General features: G+C 70.6%; 21 protein-coding genes. 7 read left to right on the top strand and 14 right to left on the bottom strand.

All coding sequences use genetic code 11. The annotated features are described in order from the left end of the window. Positions 1 to 60: 60 nt before the first annotated feature. On the bottom strand, positions 61 to 1731 hold the full coding sequence (locus ACFUPX_RS11850; RefSeq protein WP_383319871.1) for an MFS transporter: 1671 nt from the start codon (positions 1729 to 1731) through the stop codon (positions 61 to 63). Positions 1732 to 2004: 273 nt separating this feature from the next. On the opposite strand from ACFUPX_RS11850, the gene ACFUPX_RS11845 reads away from it, so the two are divergent. Beyond that, positions 2005 to 2217, top strand: coding sequence for a DUF4287 domain-containing protein (locus ACFUPX_RS11845; RefSeq protein ID WP_383319869.1), 213 nt, complete (start codon positions 2005 to 2007; stop codon positions 2215 to 2217). Positions 2218 to 2238: 21 nt separating this feature from the next. On the opposite strand, the gene ACFUPX_RS11840 is transcribed toward ACFUPX_RS11845, so the two are convergent. Beyond that, positions 2239 to 3780: an FAD-dependent oxidoreductase gene (locus ACFUPX_RS11840; RefSeq protein ID WP_383319867.1), complete on the bottom strand. Its 1542-nt coding sequence runs from the start codon at positions 3778 to 3780 to the stop codon at positions 2239 to 2241. Between the two features lie 23 nt (positions 3781 to 3803). After that, positions 3804 to 4718 (bottom strand): diiron oxygenase, encoded by a 915-nt coding sequence (locus ACFUPX_RS11835; protein ID WP_383319865.1) that lies wholly within the window; start codon positions 4716 to 4718, stop codon positions 3804 to 3806. A 419-nt stretch (positions 4719 to 5137) separates the two neighbouring features. Between ACFUPX_RS11835 and ACFUPX_RS11830 the strand changes: the two genes are divergently transcribed. Next, positions 5138 to 6517: an alpha-amylase family protein gene (locus tag ACFUPX_RS11830; RefSeq protein WP_383319863.1), complete on the top strand. Its 1380-nt coding sequence runs from the start codon at positions 5138 to 5140 to the stop codon at positions 6515 to 6517. Between the two features lies 1 nt (position 6518). Here the strand turns inward: ACFUPX_RS11830 and ACFUPX_RS11825 are convergent, their stop codons facing one another. Continuing rightward, positions 6519 to 6947 (bottom strand): nitroreductase family deazaflavin-dependent oxidoreductase, encoded by a 429-nt coding sequence (locus ACFUPX_RS11825; RefSeq protein ID WP_383319861.1) that lies wholly within the window; start codon positions 6945 to 6947, stop codon positions 6519 to 6521. A gap of 29 nt (positions 6948 to 6976) precedes the next feature. Continuing rightward, a complete protein-coding gene (locus tag ACFUPX_RS11820) occupies positions 6977 to 7528 on the bottom strand; it encodes a TetR/AcrR family transcriptional regulator (protein WP_383319859.1) in 552 nt (183 codons plus the stop codon). Between the two features lie 180 nt (positions 7529 to 7708). Here ACFUPX_RS11820 and ACFUPX_RS11815 point away from each other — a divergent pair, with 180 nt between their 5' ends. Further along, entirely contained in the window at positions 7709 to 8176 is a 468-nt protein-coding gene (locus tag ACFUPX_RS11815) for a DUF1348 family protein (protein ID WP_383319857.1), read from the top strand. Here the strand turns inward: ACFUPX_RS11815 and ACFUPX_RS11810 are convergent. From ACFUPX_RS11810 to ACFUPX_RS11775, 8 genes are all read right to left on the bottom strand, one after another. Next, positions 8157 to 9374 (bottom strand): MFS transporter, encoded by a 1218-nt coding sequence (locus ACFUPX_RS11810; protein ID WP_383319855.1) that lies wholly within the window; start codon positions 9372 to 9374, stop codon positions 8157 to 8159. The two genes, ACFUPX_RS11815 and ACFUPX_RS11810, sit on opposite strands and share 20 nt — an antisense overlap. Then, positions 9371 to 10597, bottom strand: coding sequence for an ATP-grasp domain-containing protein (locus ACFUPX_RS11805; protein WP_383319853.1), 1227 nt, complete (start codon positions 10595 to 10597; stop codon positions 9371 to 9373). Before ACFUPX_RS11805 ends, ACFUPX_RS11810 begins: the two co-directional genes overlap by 4 nt. Then, complete coding sequence (locus ACFUPX_RS11800; RefSeq protein WP_383320044.1) at positions 10594 to 11613, bottom strand: pyridoxal-phosphate dependent enzyme; 1020 nt, start codon at positions 11611 to 11613, stop codon at positions 10594 to 10596. The genes ACFUPX_RS11805 and ACFUPX_RS11800 overlap by 4 nt, the downstream gene beginning before the upstream one ends. Before the next feature lie 59 nt (positions 11614 to 11672). Then, positions 11673 to 12680 carry an ABC transporter substrate-binding protein gene (locus ACFUPX_RS11795; protein WP_383319851.1) on the bottom strand — a complete coding sequence of 336 codons (1008 nt, stop codon included), beginning with the start codon at positions 12678 to 12680 and terminating at the stop codon, positions 11673 to 11675. Then, positions 12677 to 13492 carry an ABC transporter ATP-binding protein gene (locus tag ACFUPX_RS11790; RefSeq protein ID WP_383319849.1) on the bottom strand — a complete coding sequence of 272 codons (816 nt, stop codon included), beginning with the start codon at positions 13490 to 13492 and terminating at the stop codon, positions 12677 to 12679. Before ACFUPX_RS11790 ends, ACFUPX_RS11795 begins: the two co-directional genes overlap by 4 nt. Then, positions 13493 to 14599, bottom strand: coding sequence for a FecCD family ABC transporter permease (locus tag ACFUPX_RS11785; protein WP_383319847.1), 1107 nt, complete (start codon positions 14597 to 14599; stop codon positions 13493 to 13495). A 153-nt stretch (positions 14600 to 14752) separates the two neighbouring features. Next, complete coding sequence (locus ACFUPX_RS11780; protein ID WP_383319845.1) at positions 14753 to 15496, bottom strand: class I SAM-dependent methyltransferase; 744 nt, start codon at positions 15494 to 15496, stop codon at positions 14753 to 14755. Between the two features lie 129 nt (positions 15497 to 15625). Further along, positions 15626 to 16375: a helix-turn-helix domain-containing protein gene (locus tag ACFUPX_RS11775; RefSeq protein WP_383319843.1), complete on the bottom strand. Its 750-nt coding sequence runs from the start codon at positions 16373 to 16375 to the stop codon at positions 15626 to 15628. Positions 16376 to 16381: 6 nt separating this feature from the next. Here ACFUPX_RS11775 and ACFUPX_RS11770 point away from each other — a divergent pair, with 6 nt between their 5' ends. Continuing rightward, on the top strand, positions 16382 to 16753 hold the full coding sequence (locus tag ACFUPX_RS11770) for a MauE/DoxX family redox-associated membrane protein (protein WP_383319841.1): 372 nt from the start codon (positions 16382 to 16384) through the stop codon (positions 16751 to 16753). A 104-nt stretch (positions 16754 to 16857) separates the two neighbouring features. Beyond that, complete coding sequence (locus tag ACFUPX_RS11765; protein ID WP_383319839.1) at positions 16858 to 18000, top strand: NAD(P)/FAD-dependent oxidoreductase; 1143 nt, start codon at positions 16858 to 16860, stop codon at positions 17998 to 18000. An 88-nt stretch (positions 18001 to 18088) separates the two neighbouring features. Here ACFUPX_RS11765 and ACFUPX_RS11760 read toward each other — a convergent pair whose 3' ends face one another. Further along, on the bottom strand, positions 18089 to 19453 hold the full coding sequence (locus ACFUPX_RS11760; RefSeq protein WP_383319834.1) for an FAD-dependent oxidoreductase: 1365 nt from the start codon (positions 19451 to 19453) through the stop codon (positions 18089 to 18091). A gap of 300 nt (positions 19454 to 19753) precedes the next feature. Here ACFUPX_RS11760 and ACFUPX_RS11755 point away from each other — a divergent pair, with 300 nt between their 5' ends. Then, on the top strand, positions 19754 to 20719 hold the full coding sequence (locus ACFUPX_RS11755) for an SMP-30/gluconolactonase/LRE family protein (RefSeq protein ID WP_383319832.1): 966 nt from the start codon (positions 19754 to 19756) through the stop codon (positions 20717 to 20719). Between the two features lie 104 nt (positions 20720 to 20823). Beyond that, positions 20824 to 22269, top strand: coding sequence for a glyceraldehyde-3-phosphate dehydrogenase (locus ACFUPX_RS11750; protein WP_383319830.1), 1446 nt, complete (start codon positions 20824 to 20826; stop codon positions 22267 to 22269). The last annotated feature ends 56 nt before the right edge of the window (positions 22270 to 22325 follow it).

Below are 22325 nucleotides of genomic sequence, written 5' to 3'. Positions count from 1 at the left end.
GCAATACGGACGCCGCGCGGGCTTCGGCCGCGGCCTCGGGCCGTGGCACCAGCTGCGGCTTCAGCCGCTGCCTCGGCCGGGCGCGGGAGGACCGTCGCGGGGAGGGGAGCCGTCGACGGCAGAAGCCCCGTCACCCGTGCCCGGATCCGGCTCTTCCGTGCCCGAATCCCGCCCGTCCGTGCCCGGCGCGGGCGGTACGGCGGCGCCACCCTGGAGGCGCTCCAGATCGGCGGGCCGCACCTGGATGACGATCAGGGCGATCAGCGCGGCGACGACGGCGAAGACGGCAGCCGCGACGAAGGAACTGGAGATGCCCGAGGCGAGGACCTGGTCGCCCCAGCGCCCCGGCAGCTCGCCCGTCCTGCGGAAATCCACCAGCTCGGCCGGGGTCGCCTGGGACAGGAAGCGGGGAACCTGGTCGGTGGCTTCGTTGCGGCTCGCGGTGCCGAAGACGGTGACGAGGACGGACAGGCCGAGCGAACCGCCGACCTGCTGGGTCGCGTTGAGGATCCCGGAGGCCGCTCCGGCGTCCTGTGGCTGCACGCCCGAGACCGCCATCAGCGTCAGGGACACGAACTGCATGCCCATGCCGAAGCCGAAGACCAGCACGGGCCCGAGCAGGCTCCCCACGTACGTACTGTCGACATCGGTCAGGGTCAGCCAGCCCAGCCCCACGGCGGCAAGGACCGCGCCCACCACCATGAAGGGCTTGGGCCCCCACTTGGGCAGCAGCTGCGAGGCGAGTCCCGCGCCGACCGCGATGATCGCGCTCACCGGAAGGAAGGCGAGACCGGCCCGCAGCGGGCTGAAGTTCAGGATGTTCTGCACGAAGAGCGTCAGGAAGAAGAACATGCCGAACATGGCCGCGGCCAGGCACAGCATCATCCCGTAGACACCGGCGCGATTGCGGTCGCGGAACATCCACAGGGGGGTGATGGGCTGCTTCGAGCGGCGCTCGACGGTGAGGAAGAGGCCGAGGAGCACGACGGCCGCCGCGAAGGACGCGATGGTCACGCTGTCGCTCCAGCCGTCCTCGGACGCGCGGATGAAGCCGTAGACGAGCAGCACCATGCCCAGGGTGGAGGTGAGTGCGCCGAGGATGTCGAAGTGCCCGGGGTGGCGTTCGGACTCGCGGATGTAGCGGGGTGTGGCGAGGGCGATGAGCAGGCCGATGGGGATGTTCACGAACAGCACCCAGCGCCAGTCGAGCCACTCCACGAGCAGCCCGCCCGCGAGCAGCCCGATCGCGCTGCCGCCCGCCGAGACAGCGGCGAACACACCGAACGCCCGGTTGCGCTCGGGTCCTTCACGGAAGGTCGTGGTGATCAACGAGAGTGCGGTCGGCGAGGCGATGGCGCCGCCGACGCCCTGGAGCGAGCGCGCCGCGAGCAACTGCCAGGACTCCTGGGAGAGTCCGCCGAGCAGCGAGGCGAAGACGAAGAGCAGGACGCCGAACATGAAGACCCTGCGGCGTCCGAGGATGTCGCCGAGGCGCCCGCCGAGCAGGAGCAGTCCGCCGAAGGTCAGCGTGTAGGCGTTGATCACCCAGGACAGGGTCTCGGTGGAGAAGCCGAGCGAGGTCTGGATGTGCGGCAGAGCGATGTTCACGATGGTGATGTCGAGGACCACCATCAGCTGGCACGAGGCGATGACGAGGAGTGCGATACCGCTGCCGCTGCCCCGCTCCGGGGTGGCGGCAGGCTCCGAGGGTGTCGTCCGAGAGCCAGTCATGGGATTGCCGGTGTGCGTGTCGCTCAGGCAGTGAACGGACGCGTCCACTGGTCTCAGGCTAGACCCGCCCCTAGAGCCCCGCCATTCGTCGGCGGGGTGCGGCGGCGAGACCCTGACCGGGGCTTCGGCCGATGCATCACCGCCAGAGAATGTGATCCAGGACACGCGGGCCGCCCGATGATTTGAGCGGGCCCCACCCGTCATAGGGACAACACCACCCGCAAGACCACTCCTGACGGGCACCACCACCGCGAAAGACGGGACGGCGTCACCATGACCGAAGCCACCAAGGGCCCTGCCAGCTACTTCCCCTCGATCGAGCAGAAGTACGGCCGCCCCATCACCGAGTGGAAGGACCTCATCCGCGCCTCGCCGCTGACCAAGCACATGGAGCTCGTCGGTTGGCTCAAGACCGAGCACGGCCTGGGGCACGGACACGCCAACGCCCTGGTCGCCCACACCCTGGCCGAGACCCGCACCCCCTGAGCCGCGCCGGGCGAACCACCGCTAGCGGCTCAGCGCGAGGCTCCCCGCGCGGTTGCGGCGCCGGGCGAGCCGGTGGAAGGCCTTCGGTGCGGAACCCGGTGCGGGCAGGGCGCCGGCGACCGCGTCGGCGAGCAGCGTGGTGACCGTCTCCGCGGCGCAGGTGCGGTTGGCGCCGATGCCGCCGCTGGGGCCCCGCTTGATCCACCCCACGACGTAGGTCCCCGGCTGTCCGGCCACCCGGCCGCCCTCGTGCGGGACGGTGCCGGTGGTCTCGTCGAAGGGCAGCCCGGCGACCGGCATCCCGCGGTAGCCGATCGCGCGCAGCACCATCTCCGCCCGTATCGTCCGCTCCCCCGACGCTTCCACGACCCGTACGCCCTGCACGGCTTTCTCGCCGAGCATCTCCACGGGAGCGGAATGGAAGCGGAGCACGATGCGCCGCCCGGGAGCGGGCGGCTGCGCCCAGTCGACGCGCTCGCGCGTGACGCCTCGCAGGAGGGCGGCCTTGCCCTTCGGGTCGGCCTGCGGATCGGTCTCGTCGATGGCCGGCGCGGTCCGGGGGTCGTGGTCGTCGACGACCAGGTCCAGGCCCGGCACGTGCTTGAGGGCGAGCAGTTCGGACTTCGTGTACGCGGCGTCCTCGGGCCCCCGCCGCCCGAGCAGGACCACCTCGCGCACCTTGCCCGCACGCAGCGCCTTCAGCGCGTGGTCGGCGATGCCGGTGCGGGCGAGGCCGTCGGGATCGGCGAGCAGGATCCGGGCGACGTCGAGCGCGACGTTGCCGTTGCCGACGACGACGACGCGCTCGGCGGACAGGTCGATCGCGTCCGTCGCCGCTTCCGGGTGGCCGTTGTACCAGGCGACGAAGGCCCGGGCGGAGATACTGCCGGGCAGTTCCTCGCCGGGGACGGCCAGGGTGCGGTCGGCCGATGCGCCCACGGCGTAGATGACCGCGTCATGGTGTGCGGCCAGCTCCTGCGCGGTCACGTCGGTCCCCACGTCGAGCCCCAGGTGCATTCGCACCCGCGGATGCGTGTGGAACCGGGCGAAGGTGTCACCGACCTTCTTGGTCGCGGGATGGTCGGGCGCCACGCCGAAGCGTACGAGGCCGCCGGTCACCGGCAGCCTGTCGATCAGCGTCACTTCGGCGCTGGTGTGCAGGAGCAGGTCCTGGACCGCGTACATCCCGGCCGGTCCGGTGCCGACGACGGCGACCTTGAGCGGCGCGAAGTCCGACGGCAGGACGCGCGGGAAGGACGGCTCGTCCCAGGCGTGGAAGTTCGGTCCTTCCGGGGCCGGTTCGAGCGCCTGGTCCGCGTAGTACGCCGCGTTGATCGTCGCGTACTCCTGCTGTGCGACGGGCAGGCTGTCCACCGGGAAGATCGCGTCGACCGGGCAGGCGTCGGCGCAGGCCCCGCAGTCGATGCAGGTCTTGGGGTCGATGTGCAGCATCTCCGTGCTGCCGAACGCCCGCTCCTGCGGCGTCGGGTGGATGCAGTTGACCGGGCACACGGCGACGCACGTGGCGTCGTTGCAGCAGGTCTGGGTGATGGCGTAGGTCATGTCGTCGGCTCGACTCACTCGGCTCAGATGAGGTGGGCGCGCTTGTAGAAGGCCAGCGCGGGCCTGGTGAGCAGGCGGGAGGAGGCCAGGAACTCCATGAGGCCCGAACAGCTGGAGCGCATCATGGACTTGTGGTGTTCGTTGGCCTTCGCCTCGGCGAGGGCGCGCTTCTCGTCGAGCCCCGCGTTCGCGTACACCTTGGGGTTCACCATGCTGGTGACGATGTAGTACGACGCGATCGCGACGACCAGCGCGTTGATCTGGCGGCGCAGTCGGCCCGCCCCGGAGAGACGCTTGCTCGTCTGGTCGCGGGCGAACTTCATGTGCCGCGATTCCTCGACGACATGGATGTTGTTGATCGTGCGGACGAACGGCACGACGCGCTCGTCGCGCATCCAGTCGCGCTGCATGACGTCGAGCACCTCTTCGGCCACGAGGATCGCGGCGTACGCGGCCTCACCGAAGGCCAGCGTCTTGAACGCCCGGCCGAGCTCCATCGCGAACCGCTTGGGCCGGTAGGCGGGCGCACCCAGCTTCTCGGCGCCGCGGGCGAACATGATCGAGTGCCGGCACTCCTCGGCTATCTCGGTGAGCGCCCACTGCACTTCGGCACTGGTCGGGTCCTTCATGTACACGTCGCGAAGAACCATTTGCTGGAGGATCATCTCGAACCAGATGCCCGTACTGGCCACCGACGCGGCTTCCTGCCGCGTCAGTTGCTTGCGCTGCGCGTCGGTGAGCTCCTGCCAGTACGGCGTGCCGTACAGGGAGCACCACTCCGGGCTCGCGCCGTGGAAGTCCCGGTCGAGCGGGGTGTCCCAGTCCACTTCCGTGGCCGGGTCGTAGGCCAACACGGCGGCCGAGTGGAGCAACCGCCGGGCCACGTCGTCCTCTTCGGGGCGATCCTGCGGTGTCGGCCGAACAGTGCTGCTTGCCATGCTGCGGCTCCTTGACTCTGATGCGTACGTTCTCTTGTTCGCTCAGGCAACGACCCGGGGCGCCGTCCCGCAACGCGCCGCGGCCCGCTTGTTAGACAGACCGTATAACAAGGGGAGCGGCGAGCCTACCCCCGAGTAAGAACTGAATTCACGCAAGTTCTTGCAGCAACACCCCCACACAGGTCAGGCCACCCGGCAGCCCCACTCAGGCAGCCAACCCCCACCACTCCCCCGCAACTTCGCACGCCAAAGCCTCACCAGGCACCGGTAGTTGAAATATCTTGCAGAAAGCATTGACGCGTACATGCGTGGGCGGCAGGCTCCCACTCGGAATCCCCCCACGGCAGCCTCCCCCACGAGCAACTGCCTTCCATGGGCACAGTCGGCACAGCTGTGCCCGGCCTCGAAGGAGCCGCCCCATGCAGTACCGTTCCCGCCTGCTCGGCGCCACGTCGGCCGGGGTCCTGGCCGCGGCCGGCCTCGCGACGTTCGCGCCCTCGCAGTCGCAGGCGACACCGCCCGGCGACAAGACCGTCACCGCCACCATGTTCGAGCGGCCGTACGCGGACGTGGGCAAGGCCTGCGCCGACCAGCTCGGCCCGGCGGGCTACGGCTACGTCCAGGTGTCGCCCGCCTCCGAGCACATCCAGGGCGACCAGTGGTGGACCTCGTACCAGCCCGTCAGCTACAAGATCGCGGGCCGCCTCGGCGACCGCGCCGCCTTCAAGAGCATGGTCGACGCCTGTCACCAGGCAGGCGTCAAGGTCGTCGCGGACGCCGTCGTCAACCACATGGCGGCCGGCGCGGGAACGGGCACCGGCGGCACGAAGTACGGCAAGTACGAATACCCCGGCTCCTTCCAGGACGCGGACTTCCACGCCTGCCGCACGAGCATCAACGACTACACCAGCCGCGACAACGTCCAGAACTGCGAACTGGTGGGCCTGGCCGATCTCGACACGGGCAGCGACGCGGTGCGCGCCACCATCGCCGCCTACCTCGACGACCTGCGCTCCCTGGGCGTGGACGGCTTCCGCATCGACGCCGCCAAGCACATGGCGGCCGACGACGTCGCCGCCGTCAAGGGCAAGATGAGCGACCCCGGGTTCTGGGTCTCGGAGGTCATCCACGGGGGCGGGGAGGCCGTTCAGCCCGACGAGTACACGGGCATCGGGGACGTCGACGAGTTCCGCTACGGCGGGCACCTCAAGAGTGCCTTCCAGGGCGGCGACATCGCCCAGCTGAAGTCGGTCGCGGACGGCAAGCTGGGCAGCGGTTCGGCGCGCACGTTCGTCGACAACTGGGACACCGAGCGGGGCGGCTCCACGCTCACCTACAAGGACGGCGCGTCCTACACCCTGGCCAATGTGTTCATGCTCGCGTCCCCCTACGGCTCACCGAACGTGTACTCCGGCTACGAGTGGTCCGACAAGGACGCGGGCCCGCCCAGCGGCGCGGACGGCTGGACGAACACGCACGCCCAGCAAGCGATCACCGGCCTGGTCGGGTTCCGCAACGAGGTGGGCGGCGCGGAGCTGACCGACTGGTGGGACAACGGCGGCAGCGCGCTGGCCTTCGGCCGTGGCGACAAGGGGTTCGTCGCCCTCAACAACGGCGACGGCGAGCTGGCCCAGACGTTCGCCACCTCCCTGCCCGGCGGCACGTACTGCAATGTGGCCAAGGCGTCCCCGGACAGCTGCGCGGGCGACACGGTCACCGTCGGGGACGACGGGAAGATCGAGACGACTCTCCCCGCCCACAGCTCCCTGGCCCTGCACACCGGGGCGAAGACCGGCTGACCTAGCCCAGGCGGAACACCGGATGACGTGCCGACTCGGCGGCGAACTCCTCGTCCGTCGAGTCGCCCGTCACGTCGAAGTAGGGCCGCGTGACGGGCACTTCCCGCCAGTACTGGCGAAGGACGGGGACGCTCTCCTCGGGGCCGAGCTCGACCACACGCACGCTCTGGGACTTGCCGCCCCTGCTGAGCTCGACCTCCCCGGCCGCCCGCGCGTTGCGCACCCAGTTGCTCACCCCGTACGCCCCGACGACCCAGCGCTCGCCACCGGCCGACATCACGTCGACCGGCGTGGAGAACAGACGGCCCGACTTCCTGCCGCGCACGGTCAGCATGTGCCGGTAGTCCTTGCCGATCCCGAACCGGGTCATCGTCCGGAACACGCCGTTGATCAGGCGCGTGCCGAAACCGATGCGATACGTCTTCGCCATGAGCCATCTTCCTGTCGGGCGACCGGCGGTTACCGCGCCGCCAGCAACTGGGCTGCTCCCAGGCGGGCTTGACGCGCCGGTTCGGGTGAACCTGAAATCGCGGCCGTTGTCATGGCCCCCTCCGCGAGCAGGACCAACGGGCCGACAGTCTGCCCCGATTCGCCCGCCGCGGCCACAAGTCCGGCCATGTAGTCGTGGAAGGCGCTCTTGTGGGCCCGGACGGCGGCGGCCACCGCCGGGTCCGCGGCGCCGAGTTCGCCGAAGGAGTTGATGAAGGCGCAGCCGCGGAACTCCGGCTCGCGGAACCACTCGTACAGCCAGTCGTAGACCGCGAGGACCCGCTCCACCCCGCCCGGCCCGCCCTCCGCGTACTCGGCGAGCCGGGTCCGCCAGCGCAGGTCGCGGCGCTCAAGGCAGGCGAGGACCAGCTCCGACTTCGAGGGGTAGACCTGATACAGCCGCTTGAGCGAGACACCCGAGGCCGCGCGCACCTGGTCCATGCCCACGGCCTGGATCCCGCGCTCGTAGAAGAGCTCCTCGGCCGCGTCGAGAAGCCTGACCTCCGCTTCGGCGCGATCCATGCGGGCTCCAAGGGGGACAAAGGCCAAGACGCGGGCCGAAGAGTGAGAACGGACGTTCTCCGACCCTACTACGACCCTGGACACGACCGCGTCATTGCGCGAGAACGAGCGTTCTCCTATCGTGGACACCCTCGATGGAGAACGCCCGTTCTCCACTGTGCTGCCACGTTCAGGAGAGCCATGACCACGCGACCCCCAGTACCTCCGTTCACCCAGGAGACCGCGGCCGAGAAGGTCCGGCTCGCCGAGGACGGCTGGAACTCCCGCGATCCCCAGAAGGTGGCCCTCGCCTACAGCGAGGACTCCCGCTGGCGCAACCGCGCGGAGTTCGTCACCGGGCGCGACGCGATCGTCGCCTTCCTGTCCCGCAAGTGGGACCGGGAACTCGACTACCGCCTCGTCAAGGAACTGTGGGCGCACGACGGCAACCGCATCGCGGTGCGCTTCGCCTACGAATGGCACGACGACTCCGGCCAGTGGTACCGCTCGTACGGCAACGAGAACTGGGAGTTCGACGACGACGGCCTGATGCGCGTGCGGCATGCCTGCATCAACGACCTGCCCATCCAGGAGTCCGACCGCAAGTACCACTGGCCGCTGGGCCGCCGCCCCGACGGCTCCCCCGGGCTCAGTGACCTCGGCCTGTGACCGCCGACCAGCGCGTCAGGAACAGCGGCAGCAGCGCGCACTGGGCCGCGACCGCGACCCAGAACAGACCGGCGCTGTCGGCGCGTTCGGCAAACTGGTAGCCCTCGCCGCCGGCGACTCCGCTGGCGAAGGCGCCGATTCCCGCCGCGAGCCGCTGGCGGCCGAACACGACGGCCGGCGCGCGGGGCGATCGGGCCAGGGCTTCGAGGTCGTTCTTGAAGAAGAGCACGATCTCGCCGAGGCAGACGAGCAGGGCGCCGCCCAGGATCGCGGCGTGGTTGCCGACGGCGAGCGTGGCCATGCCCGCGGCCATCGCGCCGAAGCCGAACCAGAGGGCGCGGACGTAGGGCAGGCGCGCGATCCAGTCCGAGAGGAGGGGCTGCGCGACGACGAGCAGAAGGGCGTAGAGCGCGAGGACCAGGCCGTAGTACGTCGTCGAGGTGCGCGGCACCGCGTACAGCGCGAGGTAGTGCTGGAAGAACATGAAGACGTACAGGCTCAGCACGGTGGTCGCGAAGGGCAGCACGGCGAGACCGGCGAACGGCCGTTCCCGGCCCGCCTGTTGCCCTCCCCCGGCCCTGATGCTCTGCCCGTGGTCGGGGCTCTCCACGGGCAGGAGCGCATGGCCCGCGGTGATCGCCGCGAACAGCGCGGTGACCGCGGTGAAGAGTCCGGCCGACGCTCCGAGGACGAAGGGCGCCGCCGCCAGCGGCCCCAGGGCGATGCCCGCGTTCAGCGCGGAGCCGCTCGCGGACAACAGCAGGGGGCGCTGTTCCTCGTCGACCTCGTGTATCAAGTAGGCCTTGTTCGCGGGCAGATAGAGCGCGGCGCCGACGGAGACCAGGAGGAGCGCGAAGACGGCGGCAGCCGGGTGGCTCAGCCCCGGCAGGAAGCAGGCGAACCCGGCCGTACGGATCACCAGGGCGAGCAGCATCGTGCGCCGCAGCCCGATGCGCTCGGCGATCGCGCCGCCCACCACACCGCCCGAGAACTGCACCAGCGAGGCGACGGCGAGCACGACGCCGACCGTGCCGAGGCCCATGCCGAGCCGCTCGTGGAGCAGCACCGACATGAAGGGCAGGACGGCGAAGCTGCCGAGCGGGATCAGGAACGATCCGGCCAGCAGGAAGCGTTGCGGCCCGGTGAGCCGCGCGAGACCGGAGCGCAGGCGCCCGCGCGGCTTCCCGAGGAGCGTCACTCCGAGGGGTGGGCGGCGACCAGCGGCCGTATGCTCCCGGCGGCGCTCAGCGCGCGGTGCAGGGCGAGTTCGGCGGTCGCGCCCTCGGCCAGGAGGATGCCGGTGCAGCCTCGCTGATCGCTCACGTGCTCCAGGCGGTCGCCGGGGGCCGCGGTGGGGTACCACTCGGGTGAGCCGGGGAAGGCTGCGATGCCGTCCACGCCGGTCCAGCCGGTGAGGGTGCCGGGGCGGTCGGGGTAGACGAGGACGAACGCCGTGGCGGGGCCCGTGGCCGCGGGTGCGTCGAGCAGGGCGGGGCGCAGGCCGAGCGCCACGGCGACCATGGCGTCGTACACGTTGGTGCGCAGGGCGCGGCACAGCGCCTCGCCGACGAGTGCGCCGCCGATCCGCCGGTTGATCTCGACGAGCTCCGGTCCTTCGGTGGTGAGGACGAACTCGACGTGCGCGAAACCCGCGTCGTGGCCCGCCGTCTTCAGGACGCGCCCCACCCAGTCCTGGATCAGGGCGAACTCCGGTTCCGGCAGGGCCACGGGGAAGGCGGCGGCCTCCTCCCGGACGGACGGCTCGGGAGACATCTGGCGGCTGAGGACCCCCAGGAGCTTCGTCTCCCCCGCCCAGCTGAGCGTCTCGGCGCTGTAGACGGGCCCGGCGAGGAACGGCTCCGCGAACAGCCGCCCGGAGAAGGGGCGTTGGGCGGCCTCACGCAGAGCGGTGTGCAGCTGCCGCTCGTCGCGGACCAGCCAGACGTTGCGCGACGAGGTGCCCGCGGAGTCCTTGAGGACCACCGGCAGTCCGATCTGCCGGAGCACCTCGTCGGCCGCTGCGGGGTCGGCCGGGATCGTGAGGGCGGGGCCGCGGCTCAGGTTCTTTTCGTGCAGGAGATTGCGCACCCGGGACTTGTCCCGCAGGAGACGGACCGCGGCCGGGTCGGGCCCCGGCAGTCCCAGTCCGGCGGCCAGATCCGCGCCCGGCACGCTCCAGGTGTCGGTCGAGTTGATGAGCCCCTTCAAGTCGGGCACGGCGGCCAGGGCCGCGGCGGACGCGGTCGCGTCACGGGTGTCGACGTCGACGACGTCGAGCGCTCCGGGCTCCAGGCGGTCCAGTTCGTGCCGGTAGACGGACCGGTCGCCGGTGAGCAGGCAGAGCCGGTGTCCGGCGGCACCGGCCGCCTCCACCAGGCGTCCGAGGCCGAAGGTGAGTGCTTCCAGGGCGGCGATGGTCACGATGCCTTCCCCTCCTTCTCGTGCTTCTCGTGCTTCTTGGTGCGTACGTCGTAGCCGCGCCGGTTCCACTCCATCGCCGACCAGGGCAGCGCGAGGTCGGCGAGGTCCGTGATCCGGTGCGGTGCGAGGGTGCGCGGGTCGAGCGCCTCCTGGTGACGGGAGAAGACCCGTTCGGTGTAGCGGTGGCCCGTGTCGGCGCCGATCACCAGGTGCATGCGGTCCGGGTTGCGGGCCGCCTCCCAGGCCGTGACGAGGTGGGCGGCCCCGGTGGACAGGCCCGCGAACACCGCGTGCGTACGCAGCAGGTCGACGGCTCCCGCCATGGCGTGCCGGAAGTCGACCCAGTGGAGGGTGTCGTACAGCTCGTGGCGGACGTTGTCGAAGGGGATCGAACTGCCGATCCCGGCGATGATCGCCTCGGGATCACTGAAGCCCTCGCTGCCGAACGTGACGCTGCCGAACGGCTGTAGCCCCAACAGCCGCACCTCACGCCCGCGTTGACGCAGCGGCTGGACGAGCCCGCCGGTGGAGGCTCCGGTGCCGACGGCTCCGACCACGGTCAGCGGGGCGTCGGGCAGCGCGGCTTCCACCAGGTCCGCGAACTCCTCGTATCCGGTGTAGTGGACGCCGTCGTGGTACTGCCGCATCCAGTGCAAGTCGGCGCGCTCCACGAGCAGTTGCCGCACGCGGTGCACCCGCCGCTCCTGGTCCAGGCGCAGGCTGTCGGACGGCGGCATCTGGTCCACCGTGGCGCCGAGGATCTCCAGCTGGGCGCGCATCGCCGCGTCGACGGTGGTGGAGGCGACGATGTGGCAGCCGAGGCCGTAACGGTGGCAGGCCATGGCGAGGGCCAGCGCGTAGATGCCGCTCGAGCTGTCGACGAGGGTCTGGCCGGGTCGTACGGTCCCGCGTTCGAGGAGGGTGCGGACCGCGCCGAGCGCCGCGTACACCTTCATCGTCTCGAAGCGCGCGAGGACCACGTTGTCGGTGAGCCGCAGCAGGTCGGGAGCCTTCATCGCGTCGGTGATGTGCCCGTGGACGGTGGCCACCGGGGCCGCCGCCGTGTGCAGGGGGGTCACCGCCCGACCGACCGGAGGTAGCCGCCCAGGCGCTCGGCGCCCTTGATGTTGCGCGGGCCGCTGACGGCGTCGCCGTAGGACATGACGAAGAAGCGGTTCTCCTTCACGGCAGGGACCGACTTCAGACTGGAGAGCGACTTGAGGTAGGCGATCTTCTCCTTGGCGGGCTGGTCGGCGTAGTCGATGATGACGATGACTTCGGGCTTGGCCTTGATCACGGGCTCCCAGCCCACCGTCGTCCATCCCTTGTCCAGGTCGTCGAAGACGTTGGCGGCGCCCGCGGCCTCGATGATGTCGTTCGGGGCCGCGTGACGTCCGGCGGTGAAGGGCTGGTCGGTTCCCGAGTCGTAGACGAAGACCTTGGCCGGGTCGCCCTTCTGGGGCCAGGTCTTCTTCAGGGCGCTGACCCGCTCCTTGAGTCCGGTGACGACTTTCCCGGCCCGCTTCTCCACGCCGAAGATCCGGCCCAGGTTGTCCAGGTCCGTGTAGAGCGCCTCCAGGGGCGTGACGTCGACGGTCTTGTCGCCGTAGTCCCAGCACGTCTCGGTGTGCAGATAGCTGGAGGAACCGACCTTCTTCAGGAGGGCGGGCGTGATGCCGCGCTCCTCGCTGAAGCCGGAGTTCCACCCGGCGAGGACGAAGTCGGCCTTGGCGTCGACCACGATCTCCCGGGTGATGCGCTCGGTGCCCAGCCGCTCCACGTCGGTGTAATCCCCGCGCCAGGGCGAGCCCTTGATGGAGGGGTCGCCGAGTTTGTTCATGACGTAGCCGCGCATCCGGTCGGCGAGGCCGAGGGAAAACATCTTCTCGGCGCCGCTGACGTCATAGGCCACAGGACGCCGTGGACGGGTGTACGTGACGTCCTTGCCGCAGTTGGAGACGGTGACCGTCTGAGCCTTGTTCTTCGCCGTCGGCTCGACCTCGGCGCCGCAGCCGGTGGTCAGAAGCCCGGCCGTCAGCAGCAGGGCGGCTGCCAGGGCGCGGGGCAGCGGTGGTCGGATCATGAGTGCGGTCCTTCTGCAAGGGCGTCGGCGGGTGCCGGGGTGCCGGTGGGGGCGAGGTCGTACACGAGTTGGGGCGTCCCGGTGCGCGGGTGGTGCACGACGGTGGCGTCGACGCCGAACACCTTGCGGATCAGCTCGGGGTTCAGGACTTCCTCCGGGGTGCCCGTCGTGACCAGGGATCCGGAGCTGAGGACGGCGATGCTGTCGCAGGCGGCGGCCGCCAGGTTGAGGTCGTGCAGGGCCGTGAGCACGGTGAGTCCCGATCCGCGCAGGAAGGAGAGGAGCTCCACCTGGTGGCGGATGTCCAGGTGGTTGGTGGGCTCGTCGAGGACCAGGACGCGGGGTTCCTGGACGAGGGCGCGCGCCACGAGCACGCGCTGGCGCTCGCCGCCGGAGAGGGTGAGCACGCTGCGGTCCGCGAGATGGGTGACGTCGAGGCGGTCCATGGCCTGCCCGCACAGGGCGCGTTCGCGTGCGGTGAGGGGTTGGTTGCCGCTGGCGTGCGGGGCGCGCCCCAGGGCCACGACCTCCTCGACGGTGAAGTCCAGTTCGGTGTGGCTCTCCTGGGTGAGCGCGGCGATCGACCGGGCGCTGTCGCGCAGCTTGAGCGACGTCAGGTCGGTGCCGTCCAGGAGCACGGCGCCGGAGGTCGGTTTCAGCGCCCGGTAGACGCAGCGCAGGGCGGTGGACTTGCCGCTGCCGTTGGGGCCGACGAGCCCGACGATCCGCCCCGCGTCCACCTCGATGTTCAGCCGGTCGACGAGGGCTCGCCCGGCCGTCTCGACCGACAGATCCCGCAGTACGAGGGTCATTCAGCGCCCTCCGAACAGGTACCCGCGGCGGCGCATGAGGACGATGAACACCGGTACGCCGATCAGCGCGGTGATGACTCCGAGCGGCAGTTCCTCGGGGGCGAAGGCGGTACGGGCGACGAGGTCGACCCAGACCAGGAAGCAGGCTCCGGCGAGCGGCGCTACGGCAAGGACCCTGCGGTGGGTCGAGCCGACGAGGATGCGCACGACATGCGGCAGGACGAGCCCGACGAAGCCGATCGCGCCGCTGACCGCGACGATCAGGCCGGTGACCGCCGCCGTGAGGAGGAACAGGCGTCGTCGCAGGGCCTCCGCGTCCACGCCCAGGCTGGCCGCGGTCTCGTCCCCCAGCGACAGCACGTCCAGGGAGCGGCTCTGGCGCAGCAGCACCACGACCGTCACCAGGACGGCGCCGGCCGCCAGCGGCAGCGACTCCCAGGACGCCGAGCCGAGGCTGCCCAGGAGCCAGAAAAGCACCGTGCGCGCGGCCTGGCCGTTCGGGGAGAGGAAGACGAGCACGCTCATCAGCGCCTGGAACCCGTACGCGAGCGCGACGCCGGTGAGGACGAGCCGCAAGGGCGTCAGGCCGAGCGGCCCGCGCGCGGCCAGATACACGAGCACGGTGGCGCCGAGCGCCCCGAGGAACGCGGCGGCGGACAGGGCGTAGACGCCGAGACCCGCGAAGACCCCGAACACCACGACCGCGGTGGCCCCGACCGAAGCGCCGGAGGAGATGCCGAGGACGAAGGGATCGGCGAGGGCGTTGCGCACCAGCGCCTGGATGGCGACGCCCACGACCGCGAGCCCCGCCCCGACCACGGCGGCGAGCAGCACCCGCGGGGTGCGCACGTGCCAGACGATGGAGTAGCCGCTCACCTCGTCCGCGCCGATGCTGCCGCCGGTGAGGGCGGCGGTCAGGAACCGCACGACGTCCCCGAGCGGCACGACGGTCGGGCCGAGGGCGATCCCGGCGATGACGGAGACGACCAGCGTCACGGAGAGCACCGTCAGGGTGGTCACGAGCCGCCCGCGGCCCGCCTTGCCCGCCGTCGGCTCGGGGAGGGCGGCTGCCGCCGGGGAGGCGGCCCCGGTTGTGGCCTCGGTCATGAAGTCCCTTCACCCGTCGGACGGTTCGCGGCGGTGCGGCCGCTCCTGCGCGGCGCGGCACGATCCAGTAGTCGTCGAGCGCCTCCGCTCAGTTCCCGGAGATTCACGAACCGCCCCGGTCGCTCCCCGAACCACTCCCCCGGTCGCTCCCGGTCATCGGCCGGGCTTGGTCCCGCGCACGATCAGGCGCCGGGAGCGCTGGTCGTAGGGCTCACCGTCGAAGCCGCCGAAGCACTCCACGCCGGTGAACCCGGCGTCCTCGAAGAGGGTGCGCAGCTCGGCCGCGCTGTAGAGGAAGGAGGTGATGGAGGCTTCGCGGGCGACCCCGTCGCGCACGAGCGTCCAGTCGGTCCGCAGCCGCGTCCAGCTGTCCAGGACGGTGTCGCGCTGCACCACGTAGGCACCGTCGAGTTCGACGATCTGGGGGCGGCCGATCCAGCCCGCGAGCACCTCTTTGCCCATCACGTCGATCAGCAGCTGCCCGCCGGGGGCCAGCGAGTCGTGGGCGTTGCGCAGCACCTGGGCGTTGTCCCGCGGGTCGTCGAAGTACCCGAAGGAGGTGAAAACATTGAGCACCACGTCGTACGCGTCCGGCTCGACGTGGGTGAGCATGTCCGCCCGGATCAGGCGGACATCGACCCCGGCGTCCTCGCACCCGACCCGGGCCCGCTTCAGGAGTTCCGCGCTGAGGTCCACGCCCGTGACGGTGTAGCCGCGGCGCACGAGCGGCTCCAGGTACAGGCCGGGCCCGCAGCACAGATCCAGTACGCGGCTGCCCGCCGGGAACCCGAGCAGCGGCGAGCGCGCGACGACCTCCGCCGTCTCCGCGCGCCGCCGCTCGGAGAACATCGTCTCGGAGAAATCGGACCAGAATCCGTCGTCCTCGTACCAGTGCATGCTGCGGCGGCCTCGATCCAGTGGGCGTTCGTCGTCCGTACGCACCAGTGGTCGGTTGCGGGTCGCTTCTGGTTCCCGGGCCGGCGGAGCTCTCAGTCGTGCGGCGCGTGACGGCACGTCAAGGGCGTCCTACGTCTCGATGCGTCGCAGAGAGGCAGGCGTACGCCCGATGAAGTCCCGTGCGGTACGGGTGAGATGGGCTTGGTCCGCGAAGCCCGCGGTGGCTGCTGCCAGGGCGGCAGTCGAACCGGGCAGCTCGGCGATCGCGGACCGCAGCCGCCCCCAGCGGCGCAAACGCGTCAGCGCGATGCCCACGTCCTGCCGGACCAGGGCCCGCAGCCGCACCGCCGACAGGCCGACCTCGGTGGCGATGGAGGCGACAGGCAGGTCCGGATCGTGCGACGTACACAGGTGGACGGCGTGGGCGACTCTGGGGTCGAGCGAGATCGGGCGCCCGGCGAGTGCCCGCAGCTCGGCATACCCGGCGGCCAGGTCCACGTGGGTGCCGGGCCCGTCGGAATCGGTGGCGCCGAGCGCGGCGAGCAGGCGCCGTACCTCGTCCGCTTCGAGGAGTATCGGCTCCGGGCGGGAAGGCAGCTGCCAGGGGTCGATGAAGAGGGCGAGGTAGGGCGAGGTCGCCGCGCAGGCGTGGGCCAGCTGGGGCGGCACGATCAGTCCGGGCGCCGCCACCATGGGCCCGCCCGGCTGGAGGAGTTCAGCGTGGCCGCCGATCGGCAGCACGGCTTTCCATGCGGGCAGCCGGTGTGAGGCGACGCGGAACGGGCGGGACTCGGCGAACATCGTCGCCTCGGGGCCCGAGGCGAAGACGGTGCGGCGATCGTTCTGTTCAAGAACCCAGGCGCGGGGTGAATGGATCATCGTGCCGTGCACGCTATCGCTGCCGTCACTCTGGCGGTGTTCCTGGTCGTCACGGGAGTCATGCATTTCCTGACCCCCGGCTACTTCCGCAGGCTGGTACCCGCATGGCTCGGCCGGGAGCGGCTCCTGGTGGCCGTCAGCGGGGCGGCGGAGGTCGTGGTGGGTGCGCTGGTGCTGGTCCCGTGCGGCAGACCGGCCGGTGGCTGGGCCGCCGCCGTCCTGATCACCGGCTACCAGGTGTCCCACATGGACGCGCTGCGGCGGGCACACCCAGACCGGCCCCGGCTGCTGGAACGGCCGTCGGGTGCGGTGGCCCGGCTGGCGGTGAACGTCCTGTACATCGCCTGGGCGGTTGCCGTGGCAAGGTCCGCGGCCTGACGCCGATGCGCGGCGACCGATTCTGCGCGGTGCGCTGAAGCCGCCCGAAGTCCTCACATCCCGAACATCCCGAACATCCCGAACAGCCCGAAGGAAGCCATGCCATGAGCCATCGTCTCGTAGTCGTAGGCGCCGGTTACGCCGGTCTGCTCGCGGCCAAGCGCCTCGCCCGCAAGCTCCGCCACAGCGATGTCAGCATCACGCTGGTGAATGCCTCGGACCGGTTCGTGGAGCGGGTGCGGCTCCATCAACTGGCCGCCGGCCAGCGATTGACGGAGCTGTCGTTGCGTCAACAGCTCGGCGGTACACCGGTCCAGCTGGTCGTCGGACGCGTGACCGCGATCGATTCAACCCGCCGGACCGTGTGCATCGCCGCCGCGCCCCGAGCGATCGGCTACGACACCCTGGTGTACGCGGTGGGCAGCCAGGCGCGGCTCGACGATGTTCCCGGGGCGGTCGAGCACGCCGACGCGGTCGCCGGCCTCGAGCAGGCGACGCGGTTGCGGCACAGGGTTGCCGAGATCGCCTCGGGCGGCACTGTCGCAGTCGTCGGCGGAGGACTGACCGGGCTGGAAACCGCAGCGGAGCTGGCCGACAGTCGCCCCGAGCTGCGCGTCGGGCTGTTCACCGCTGCCGATGACGTCGGTGCCGGGCTCGCGCCACGAGCCCGGACGCACCTGCGGCGCGCCCTGGACCGGCTGGACGTCTCGGTCCACCCGAGGACCGTCGTCGCTGCGGTGCGGGAGGACGGGTTGGACACCCGCGACGGCACATCGTTCGCCGCTGACGCCGTTGTATGGACTGCTGGGTTCCGTGTGCCGGAGCTGGCCCGCGTGGCGGGTTTCGCCACGGATGAGCGCGGCCGGATGCTCGTCGACGCCACCCTGCGCTCGGTCTCGCACCCTGAGGTGTACGCCATCGGCGACGCGGCCGCCGGGGTGTCGGCGGACGGGACACCGAGCCGAATGTCCTGCCAGGCGGCGCTGCCCATGGGCCGGGGCGTGGCCGATGTCGTCGCTGCTCGGCTGGCAGGCCGGGAACCCGGGCCCGTCCGGATCGGGTACGCCTTCACCAACATCAGCCTGGGCCGGCACGACGGCGTCGTCCAGTTCACCCACGCCGACGACCGCCCGCGCGGGCTGGTCCTGACAGGACGCGCCGCGGCGGTCTTCAAAGAGGCTGTGGTGCGCAGCACGGTGCGTTCCGGGGCGCGCCACGCGTCGGGCGGCGATGAGCCGGGCCCCTGAGCCCACCCCGCGGACTCACCCTCCGGATGGCCGCCCGCGACATTTGCTGACGGCCACCCCCGACACCCCTGCGACGTCTGGAAGACGGTCAGGCGCCGCTCGCCTTGAGCATGTCCTCGCGCTCGACGATCTTCACGCGCTCGCGCTCCTCCGCCTCGCCCAGCGCCTTCTCCGCGGCGTCGAGGCGGTACCAGCCCTCCCACGTGGTGAAGCGGACGTTCCGCTCGCCGAGGAAGGCCTCCACCGCCGTCGGGTCGGGGGCCGTCGGCGTGTGCAGGCGGGCGTTCGCGTGGTCGTCCAGGAGGCTGGCCACCGTCTCGTTGGCGTCGCCCTTGGTGTGACCGATCAGGCCGACGGGGCCGCGGCGGATCCAGCCGGTGACGTACGTCGACTGCAGGTGCTCGCCGGTCTCCTCGATGACCCGGCCGCCCTTGTCCGGCACGGTGCCCGACGCGACGTCCCAGGGCAGCTTGGGCAGCTCGTCGGAGAGGTAGCCCACGGCGCGGTAGACGGCGCCGAGGTCCCAGTCCTTGAACTCGCCGGTGCCCTTGACGTTGCCGGTGCCGTCGAGGGTGGTGCGCTCGGTGCGCAGGCCGACGACCTGGCCGTCCTCGCCGAGGATCTCGGTCGGCGACTCGAAGAAGTGCAGGAACAGCTTGTGCGGCCGGTCGCCGACGTCGCGGATCGCCCAGTTCTCCAGCGTCTTGGCGACCATGTCGGCCTGCTTGTTGCCGCGCCGGGTCGCGATCGAGCCGTCGTCGTAGTCGATGTCCTCGGGGTCGACGATGACCTCGATGTTCGGGGAGTGGTCGAGCTCCCGCAGTTCCAGCGGGCTGAACTTGGCCTGCGCGGGACCGCGACGGCCGAAGACGTGGACCTCACGCGCCTTGTTGACCTTGAGGCCCTCGTGGACGTTGGGCGGGATCTCCGTCGACAGGAGCTCTTCCGCGGTCTTGGCCAGGATGCGCGCCACGTCGAGCGCCACGTTGCCCACGCCGAGGACCGCGACCTTCTCCGCGTCGAGCGGCCAGGTGCGCGCCACGTCCGGGTGCCCGTCGTACCAGGAGACGAAGTCCGCGGCGCCGAACGAGCCCTCGAGGTCGATGCCGGAGATGTCGAGAGCCCGGTCGGCCGTCGCGCCGGTGGAGAAGATCACCGCGTCGTAGAAGGCGCGCAGGTCGTCCAGGTCGATGTCCCGGGGGTAGTCGACGTTGCCGAAGAAACGAATCTGCGGCTTGTCGAGGACCTGGTGCAGGGCCGTGACGATGCCCTTGATCCGGGGATGGTCGGGGGCGACCCCGTAGCGGATGAGACCGAAGGGCGCGGGCATCCGCTCGAAGAGGTCGATCGACACACCGGGCTCGACCGCCACTGCGGATTTCAGCAGCGCGTCGGCGGCGTAGATGCCGGCCGGACCGGCTCCGACAACAGCTACCCGCAGAGGGCGAGACATGATCAGGTTCCCTTCGAGCGAAGACATGGGGCTCGTCGGGAAGCCTAAACTAAGGCAATCCTAAGTTAGTACTCGGGCTGGGCCTATGACCCCATAAGGGCAGCTTATGGGGTCGCATAGTTGGAGTTTGACCCGCGCCGGGTCGGCGGGCAGCTCAGCGGGTCCGTGCGGCACATGGAGAGACGAGCGGGGCGCGAGGGAACTCCGCCGGGCGGCGCCGCGTTTTCAACTCACCGAGCTCGTCAGCGAGTTGGAGCCGAGTTCGCAGACTCCCGTCCCGCCCCACGGAGGCCCGGCACCATGAACCGTAACCATGGCAACAGCCGCAATCACCCCCGGCCGTCCCGGCGGGCCGTCATCGGCGGCGCCACCTCAGCGGCCCTGGCAGCGGCGACCGGCACCGGAACGGCCTCAGCCGCCGCCGCGCGGGGCGCCACATGGCCGACCGAGTTCCCCCTCCCCGACGGCTTCCTCCCCGAAGGGATCGCCATCGGCAGAAGGCCCTACGCCTACATGGGCTCGCGCGCCAACGGCGCCGTCTACCGCACCGACCTGCGCACCGGCCGGGGCGAGGTCTTCCACGAGGGGGCCGCCGGCATGGTGGCGGTCGGCCTGAAGCTGGACGACGACGGCCTGCTCTACATCGCCGGAAACACTGGGGTCGCACGAGTCCTGGACACCCGCAGCGGCAAGCTGGTGGCCACGCACCAACTGACGCAGGCCGCAGGCCACTTCATCAACGACGTCACCCTGCTCGGCGACCGCGCCTGGTTCACCGACTCGCGCGACAGCGTGCTGTACGGCGTCCCGCGCGGACGCAAGGGCACGGTGCGCGCGCTGCCGCTGGGCGGCGACTGGGTCCAGACGCCGGACGTGATCAACGCCAACGGCATCGTCTCCACCCCCGACGGCCGGGGCCTGATCGTGGTCAGCAGTTCGCCGGGCAAGCTCTACCGAGTGGACCTGAAGACCGGATACGCCACCGAGATCAAACTGGTCGGCGCGGACGGCGTGGCCAACGGCGACGGCCTCCTCCGCACCGGCCGCACCCTCTACGTCGTACAGAACCGGCTGAACGCGGTCAGCGTGTTCGCTCTCGACGCCAAGGCCGACACCGCCACCCTGCGCCGCACGATCACCGACCCGCGCTTCGACATCCCCACCACGGCGGCCCGCTGGGGCGATCGCCTCTACCTCGTCAACGCCCGCTTCAGCAGCCCGCAGGAGCCCGGGACGACGTTCAACGCCGTCGCCGTTCCCCTCTGAATCCCCCTGAAGCAAGGGCGGGCGGCGCCCCTCGGCACCCATTGCAAGATCAAAGGCGGCATCGGGTTAGCATATGAGCGCCGCCTAGCTCGAAAGATAAACCTGTGACTGTCAATGACGACTCGTTCACCAATTGGAAGCACCGCGAGGAGATCGCGGAGTCGATGATCCCGATCATCGGGAAGCTGCACCGGGAGCGGGACGTCACCGTCCTGCTCCACAGCCGCTCCTTGGTGAACAAGTCGGTGGTCAGCCTCCTCAAGACCCACCGATTCGCCCGGCAGATCGCCGGTGAGGAACTCTCCGTCACCGAGACGCTGCCGTTCCTCCAGGCCCTCACCGAGCTCGATCTCGGCCCTTCCCAGATCGACGTCGGCCTGCTCGCCGAGGCGTACAGGACCGACGACCGCGGTCTGTCGGTGTCGGAGTTCGCCGCCGAGGCCGTCGCCGGTGCCACGGGCGCCAACAAGATCGAGAGCCGCGAGGGACGCGACGTCGTCCTCTACGGCTTCGGCCGCATCGGCCGCCTCGTCGCCCGGCTGCTCATCGAGAAGGCCGGTTCCGGCAACGGCCTGCGCCTGCGCGCCGTCGTCGTGCGCCAGGGCGGTGAGCAGGACATCGTCAAGCGTGCCTCGCTGCTGCGCCGTGACTCCATCCACGGCCAGTTCCAGGGCACGATCACCGTGGACGAGGCGACCAGCACGATCATCGCCAACGGCAACGCGATCAAGGTGATCTACGCCAACGACCCCTCCGAGGTCGACTACACGGCGTACGGCATCAAGGACGCCATCCTCATCGACAACACCGGCAAGTGGCGCGACCGCGAGGGGCTCTCCAACCACCTGCGCCCCGGCATCGACAAGGTCGTCCTGACCGCGCCGGGCAAGGGCGACGTCCCGAACATCGTGCACGGCGTCAACCACGACACGATCAAGCCGGACGAGCAGATCCTGTCCTGCGCCTCCTGCACCACGAACGCGATCGTCCCGCCGCTGAAGGCCATGGCCGACGAGTACGGCGTGCTGCGCGGCCACGTGGAGACCGTCCACTCGTTCACCAACGACCAGAACCTCCTGGACAACTACCACAAGGCCGACCGCCGCGGCCGCTCCGCGCCGCTGAACATGGTGATCACCGAGACGGGTGCCGCGTCCGCCGTCGCCAAGGCGCTGCCCGACCTCAAGGCACCGATCACCGGCAGCTCGATCCGCGTCCCCGTCCCGGACGTCTCGATCGCCATCCTGAGCCTGCGCCTGGGCCGCGAGACCACCCGCGAGGAAGTCCTCGACTACCTCCGTGACGTCTCGCTGCACTCGCCGCTGAAGCGCCAGATCGACTTCACGACCGCCCCCGACGCCGTCTCCATGGACTTCGTCGGCTCGCGCCACTCGTCGATCGTCGACGCGGGCGCGACCAAGGTCGACGGCGACAACGCGATCCTCTACCTCTGGTACGACAACGAGTTCGGCTACTCGTGCCAGGTCATCCGCGTCGTCCAGCACGTCTCCGGCGTGGAGTATCCGACCTACCCGGCGCCGGTGGTCTGATTCGGGCGTACGACCCTTCGGTGGGGCGGCAGGGGATTCCCTTGCCGCCCCACCTC

Origin of the sequence: Streptomyces sp. NPDC057302, from assembly GCF_042667685.1 — a bacterium.
In the GTDB taxonomy this organism is placed as follows: Bacteria; Actinomycetota; Actinomycetes; order Streptomycetales; family Streptomycetaceae; genus Streptomyces.
This window is presented reverse-complemented; position numbering and strand designations above follow the sequence as displayed.